General features: G+C 37.4%; 6 protein-coding genes. 5 read left to right on the top strand and 1 reads right to left on the bottom strand.

Going from position 1 to position 6,668, the window contains the following annotated elements:
* Nucleotides 1–72: 72 nt before the first annotated feature.
* Nucleotides 73–684 (bottom strand): hypothetical protein, encoded by a 612-nt coding sequence (locus HF864_RS09150; protein WP_169462683.1) that lies wholly within the window; start codon nucleotides 682–684, stop codon nucleotides 73–75.
* A gap of 1,390 nt (nucleotides 685–2,074) precedes the next feature.
* Between HF864_RS09150 and HF864_RS09145 the strand changes: the two genes are divergently transcribed.
* The 5 genes from HF864_RS09145 (at nucleotide 2,075) to HF864_RS09125 (ending at nucleotide 6,171) form a co-directional block, all read left to right on the top strand.
* Nucleotides 2,075–2,275, top strand: a complete 201-nt coding sequence (locus HF864_RS09145; protein ID WP_169462682.1) for a hypothetical protein — start codon at nucleotides 2,075–2,077, stop codon at nucleotides 2,273–2,275.
* Nucleotides 2,276–2,628: 353 nt separating this feature from the next.
* Nucleotides 2,629–3,747 carry a hypothetical protein gene (locus HF864_RS09140; RefSeq protein WP_169462681.1) on the top strand — a complete coding sequence of 373 codons (1,119 nt, stop codon included), beginning with the start codon at nucleotides 2,629–2,631 and terminating at the stop codon, nucleotides 3,745–3,747.
* 393 nt (nucleotides 3,748–4,140) lie between these two features.
* On the top strand, nucleotides 4,141–4,731 hold the full coding sequence (locus HF864_RS09135; RefSeq protein ID WP_169462680.1) for a hypothetical protein: 591 nt from the start codon (nucleotides 4,141–4,143) through the stop codon (nucleotides 4,729–4,731).
* Nucleotides 4,732–4,845: 114 nt separating this feature from the next.
* Complete coding sequence (locus HF864_RS09130; RefSeq protein ID WP_169462679.1) at nucleotides 4,846–5,214, top strand: helix-turn-helix domain-containing protein; 369 nt, start codon at nucleotides 4,846–4,848, stop codon at nucleotides 5,212–5,214.
* 594 nt (nucleotides 5,215–5,808) lie between these two features.
* Nucleotides 5,809–6,171 (top strand): hypothetical protein, encoded by a 363-nt coding sequence (locus tag HF864_RS09125; RefSeq protein ID WP_169462678.1) that lies wholly within the window; start codon nucleotides 5,809–5,811, stop codon nucleotides 6,169–6,171.
* The last annotated feature ends 497 nt before the right edge of the window (nucleotides 6,172–6,668 follow it).

Raw genomic sequence — 6,668 nt, 5'->3', positions numbered from 1 at the left:
TCAAAAGTGTCTTACAGCCCTATTTTTAGGCTTATTGGATCATGCAGCCCACCAATTAAGGTGAGCTTAAAGTTATGGCAATGATGGTAATACTTCTTGCGTGTAAGGAACGCCGTGATTATCAAGGTAGGAACGAAGTTGTTCATATTCAGCTACACGGCTTTTGATAACAGATTCAACATGTGTGCCATCGATAAAGTTAATACGATAAGAATCGCCAGTATTATCGTGAATCACAACAATTAACTCTTTGATTGAGCTTAATTGCCTACGTGTTGCTAAACCGCCCGCAATAGCACCAACAACACCAAAGAGTAAGCCACCGACTACTGCACCGCCAGCACCGCTACGAGTAGTGGTAGTTGGTTGATAGGCGATATGGTACTTAACCATGTCTGGATATGGAATGTAAGCATAATAGTCATCACGTCTGGTGTCTGGGCGGAAATAAATACCATTATCACCTAAAACAATATTGGCAAAGTCTAAGCGTTTTGTGTTACCACCCAAACGTTGATAACCTTTTTCGTCTGCTTTTTTAAGTTCTTCTTTATTGTATTTCATTGTATGTGGATCGAAATGAGCTATGGCGATTGGCAAACCAAATACAACAACAAGAATAAGTATCATTACGACCATTTGTGCCTCGTCAGACATAGCTAGAATTGACAAATTATTAAACATATGTAACTCCTCCCAAGAGTTCAATTACATATAACTATACACTTCATTTACTTAAAAAGCTGATGAAAAACCAAAAGTCTGTTGTCAAGTCTGTTGTCGATTTGACTTGGGACTAAAATTCGATAGATGATAGAATGTAATAGTTGCTCGTCCCTTTGTCTGCATGAGAGGGGGTGAAAGCATTGAACTACTGGCAAGATTTATTCAACTTATTTTCTAGTTTGCTTATCGTAGTTTTTGACCATTGGCTTGATAATCGAAAGCGTTAAGATAGGTTAAACGAATCGAGCAAAATTGAGCTACTAAAAAAGCCCTAGCGTATTGGAGGTACGTTGGGGCTTTTTGGTTTAACTGCATGATAGCATTGAACTATACACGGCAAGTTATTCAACTTATTTTCTGCAGATATTATAACATAAGATACAAATTAGTGCTTGTTTTGAGCCGGTAAAATCGTGCAGTATGTTCAGACGATCAAGCAAAAAGACTGCAACCAATTTAATGGTTACAGCCTTTTCACCTAATCATTAACGACTACTCGTTATGTATATATTATAGCAGATTATTGCTTAATCTTAAGTTTTTACTTGTGTATCTGTTCCTGCAGGCGTAAAGTAGACAAGTGAAAGCGTGTAACACGCCTAAAAATCGAATATCAAGAGCAAAAAGAAAAGCCCGTTAAGGTACGCCAATACCTTAACGAGCTAACCAATTGGCTACCCCAAATAGTCAATTAGTGATTGTCGATTCTTATCGGTTATAATAATAGCCGATAATATCGGCGAATACAAGAGATATATCTATAATAAACATTATCGATACTCTGAGAACTAATTGAAATCAAGCTAAGACGGTAGCCAATACGGTTGCCGTCTTTTTGTCTGCTCATTAGGCCGAGCTTAATCGCAACAATCAGTGGCTCTGAGTCGGTAGCCCCCCGAAACGCCCGTGTAATAGGATATAGCCCCTATTACGTAGTTAACACCATAGGTATGCGACACCTAGTCCCGTGGCAGGGGCTAAAAAAGTGGCTGGATGTTTCGGAAATGCGACACGTTATCCTGCTGATCAATGCGTCTTATTTGGGTTCACGCTAAGTTTCGATTGAAAGTGTAGTAAATCGATCGTACAAATCAACCCTAATGATCAGTGGGAGCAAGGGCGGAATGAGCTTAATCAACGTGCTAGTTTGATCTTGATTGAGAGCTTGATCTGCAGTAATTGAGCTTTGAATCAAGACCTAAACTAGAAATATGTGAGATTAGCTCTCTTATTTTTGCCACGAACACGGCGAAAATAAGAGAGAGCGCAAGCGCTTTCCATATGACTTAAGGTGCAGTACGCTCTGAAACAGGGGTTTATATAGGTAGATATGTGTATGAGTAGGGGGATGAATTGGATCATGGCAGAATATGGTACAAAACAATTACTGGACTGGTATTTACGAGGCTATCATGAGCTGGCAATCAGTCATGGATTCACGCTATCTATGCTAGAGGATTACCTGCATGAACATGACTATGAGAGGGATCTCAAATACAGGATGATCAAGACGCTAGAGCGTGAATTAAAGGCTATGAACAAGGATTAGAGGGTTGTAATTGGCTCTCAGACGTAATGAACTATCAGATCCATGGATAGTTGCTCATATTGATTAGGCTGAGAGGGATCTGCAGGGCGCTATATAGTGATCATGCAGCGTCAACTAGTTATGAGATCTATATTCCTAATAAGCGTTGTGATCGCTACCGCTAGGGTGTTCGGGCATGCAGTTGCTTGCCACGAACGATTTTAACTACTTGAATTTGGCTTAAAAATAGATCAATACAGTTGTTGTTATGCTATGATCTTATTTGAATTCCTAAATTTATTATTTATATATATAGTATATATTTAATTAGTATATAAATAACTATTTTAGGAATTAGAATCTATTGTAAAGGGATGATAAAGATCAAGTACAATATTAACCAATTGTTGCAGGCTGATCCTGCTAAATATATTAGTCAAAAGCAACGGGAATACGCTGAACAAAATGGACATTTCAAAGATCGTAAATTGGTTCAAAAACAACTCGAAAAACACTATCAAGAGGTATTAATTACAGGTCGGGGTTCAAATGTTGTCATTGAATTAGGCAAGCCCGTAATTATTGCATACCAAAATAATAAGCTGAAACAAGCGTTAATTAATAATTTGATCCTTTGGCTTAAACAGTGGGCTGGCTATCCAATCCAGACTAAAAAGCAATGGGGATTCTCAATGGGGTTGGATCTAGCATTACCGTTAAACGAGATCAGAGATAGGTCATACGAATATGATGATTATGATCTGCTAGAGAATCGCAAAAATACCTTAACGGATAGGGACTATCAGATCATTGCGTATGGTGTCAGTAATCGTCAATCGAATACTGTTGAAAGTGTGCTGCACACTGTTGCAAAGGAATTAGATGGCGAGATTGTTAATTACAGAGAGTTTTTGATTAAGCTATCAGATGAAGATCACGAGGTGCAGTATGGACGCTGTATGAGCCGTTATGAGTACGAATCAAACGTTGAGCTGACTGTTTGGGATCGTCTAGCATTCGATTATGATCAAAAAGTGGCGGAACTCAAAGAGCAGATGAAAATTAAGCGTCTTGCCAGTCTGTTAAGGACAAAGCAGTATAAACAGATGGTGGAACAATTAGGCTATCAATGTGGCTACGATGTTCAAGCGGTATTTAGCACCAAAGCAATTTCGGGGATTAATAGGGGGAAGTTATGGCAAGTTGCAAAAGGGGTTAAAAAAACGGACAGAGAACATATCGAAACTCTATTTAAGGCTGATTTTGAAGATTGGTTAAAATCATATCAAAGTAAAAACAATGAAAAAATTAAGCTAACGAGTGAGTTGCAGGAACTGATTGACCTTGGAATTATGACTCAAAAAGAGGTAGATCTTCAGATTTACAATTATTGGATTGACCAGTATCAACTAGATCCTAGTGTCTTTTATTTAACTAAAAAGGATCGTCAAGAGTTGTACTCTAACGATCCTGCTAAAGAATATGAAAAATAAAAGCTACATTTTACAGAGTAGTCTATTCTGACTGCTCTTTTTTTATTACTAATGAGGCTGCATGATTGGTCTATACCAATTATAACATGGATCGGGGGATGTTTGAATCGAATTGAGCAGTTTTTTGTTTGGAACTGTAGATGAGTTGCTTAAGACACACACACGGACTTTTTGTTAAATTTTGACCTTTTTTGATTGAAAAATAGCCCTAAACGACCAAAAAATGGACGTGTTTAGTAGCTTTTTGCATTTGCTTTAAAATAAGGCATTTCTATTAAAAATAGGTTGTTTAAACTATCAAATTCTGCTATTCTATGTGAGGTTTCGATCAGAAGGTCAACTAACGCTCTAGTTGCGCTGGTTGACTCCTTTTTTATTTTGGGGGTATTAATTATGTTGACTGTTCTATTGGGGATAATAATAGTCATGTTTTTTATATCGGCTTGCGTTCTTATTTTTGAACTGTTATTTTACGGAGCGGGATCAGTTGTTTTAGTTGTTTTATCAGTTGTTTTAATGGTGGGTTCATTGATCTTTAATAGACAATCATCTGAAAAGAAAGTAAAAAGGAAAGAGTTAAAAGAAGATCCAAATTTTGAAGCCGTAAAAAGCCAGTTTGAGCCGATAGATAAATATGGTGATAGCTATGTTTCAAGTAAAATTGGGAAAGTGCTATGGGTAGAAGGAATCCGCTGGAAATTGTTTAATGCAAGCGAAATCGTTGAATATAATGTTATTGAGAAAAAGCATAACGAAAATAGTGACAATATTTTGGGCAAGGTTGTTGTTGAAGCGGGAACGGGCTTTCACGCTGGTGACGTAATAGAAAGATTAGGAGTTGTTTTTACTGTAGCTGATGGTAATGAATATGAGCTGTTGGAATTTGATGGGAACGAACCAACGAAAAAAATGGAAAGTACCATAAGCAGACACAATAGGCTTGTTCGATTATTTGATGAGATGGTAAATGGAAAAATTAATTAAGATTTAGCGTCCTTCTTTCTGAGGGGGGCGCTTTTTTATTACTTAATTTAACTGTTTCTTTATGATACGATAAGACTGTAAATACTTACGTCCACAGTAGAAGAGGTGATTGAATTGCCAGAAACAGCTAAGGAAAAAGAAGAATTGTTTACAATGTTAGAAGTAGCCAAGATCGTTGGTTGCTCAAAGTCAACAGTCTATCGAGTAGTTAAAGATAATCACCTACGGGCTAAGAAGAAAAAAGGACAAGCTAAATTATACGATGAAACGATTATAAAACTTGTTAGGACAAAGATTGATGATATTAACGATTCTAAAGAACCAGTTCAAAGAATCAGCATTGAGACGCTTCAGAAACAGTTGGAAGCTAAAGATAAACAGATAGATCAGCTAAACGAACAATTGCGAATGGCTCAAATCAATCTTAGTCAATCTCAACAATTGCAACTAAAACAAGCTGATCGATCAAAGGGATCAGTATGAAATTCACCATATCAATGGCGCAAAAAAAGGTACAAAAAAAGGCAATTCCATGGATAATTTGGCTCTGCTGAGCGCTAGGGAACACCATGAAATTACCAGTCTAGAAAAGAAATTAAAAGCCGTGGGAGATATGATCAAGCAGTACGATTTTAGTACGCTTTTTGATTAAATAAAAACAACATTTTATAGAGTGGTCGTTGCAGACTGCTCTTTTTTTTATTACTAATGAGGCTGCATGATTGGTCTATACCAATTATAACATAGACTGGGGATGCTTGATTCAAAATTGAGCAGTTTTATCTGCAGATCTAGATTTAGTAGCTCAAGACACACAAAAAAAATATTTTGTTAAAATTTCGGCCTTTTAGGGCTACTTTTCGATCAAAAACGCCCTAATTTTGGGAGTGTTTAGTTCGATTTTGCATTTGCTTTAAAATAGCCTCTATCCATGCAGTTTTTGGGCGTTGGTTTAGTATATTTGATTGATCCTGCAGGGCGCTGAAAATGATCTAAAAACGGCTCTAAACGACTGAAAAACAGGGGTTCATACTAAACACAACAGGGGTACAATAGAGCAAAACAGGGGGATCAAATATGACTAAAAACTATCTAGATAAGCTGAGCATTCGGGCTTGTTGTTGGGCTTTACAGGCCCTAACAGACGACAGAACAGGCGAAAAAGCGGACGCAATTTACACCATAGCAACAGATATTGAGTCTGAATTGATTGATCCACTATACAACGATAATCTGAGCGTTTGGGATCAAATACTGCAGACAATCGAGAATAGAACGGATCTGCAGGTTGTTGACTATGTTGATGATCTGCTGAATCATGCAGATAATGCACTGATTAAAGCAATCAAAACACTATCCAAAGCTAAAGAGATCAGCCAATACAGCAGAGATAGATATATGTATGAACAAGGCGTGATCGATCTCTACAGTGCATTCTAATAGGTCTGAGAGCGTGATACAGCGCTCTTTTTATTTTGTCTATAGAACTTATATAGGCTGATCTAAAACGGCTGAGAACGTAAATATGAGCCTCTGAGAGGGTGTTTGAGCTAGGGGATGACCTACCACGGTAAAGAGTGATCATAACAGGTGAGATATGACTATATCATTATGGATTGATCCATGATCTGCTAAGATCGTGCAGACACGTGTATATATACATAACAGACTGTATATAGCTAGGGATCAAAAAAACTAAGACAAAATAGCAAAATTGTATCTTTAAAGACTGTGAAAGCCTGCACAATCTACCAAAAACAGGGTATTTATTTGACCTTTCTTGACCAATGCAACATAGAAAAACGCCAAACCCCTTGTCGCTCTAGGGATTCAGCGTGTTTTTGTTGTGAGCCTCTTTGATCAAAAGTGTCTTACAGCCCTATTTTTAGGCTTATTGGATCATGCAGCCCACCAATTAAGGTGAGCTTAAAGTTATG

Source organism: Lactobacillus sp. MRS-253-APC-2B, assembly GCF_012843675.1.
Lineage (GTDB): Bacteria > Bacillota > Bacilli > Lactobacillales > Lactobacillaceae > Limosilactobacillus > Limosilactobacillus pulli.
The sequence above is the reverse complement of the archived record's forward strand: the minus strand, read 5'-3'. Positions and strand labels throughout refer to the sequence as shown.

What these genes read in the sequence shown, in the direction of transcription:
- HF864_RS09150 (WP_169462683.1), bottom strand. Translation starts at nt 684, where the DNA reads ATGTTTAATAATTTGTCAATTCTAGCTATGTCTGACGAGGCACAAATG.
- HF864_RS09145 (WP_169462682.1), top strand. Translation starts at nt 2,075, where the DNA reads ATGAATTGGATCATGGCAGAATATGGTACAAAACAATTACTGGACTGG.
- HF864_RS09140 (WP_169462681.1), top strand. Translation starts at nt 2,629, where the DNA reads ATGATAAAGATCAAGTACAATATTAACCAATTGTTGCAGGCTGATCCT.
- HF864_RS09135 (WP_169462680.1), top strand. Translation starts at nt 4,141, where the DNA reads ATGTTGACTGTTCTATTGGGGATAATAATAGTCATGTTTTTTATATCG.
- HF864_RS09125 (WP_169462678.1), top strand. Translation starts at nt 5,809, where the DNA reads ATGACTAAAAACTATCTAGATAAGCTGAGCATTCGGGCTTGTTGTTGG.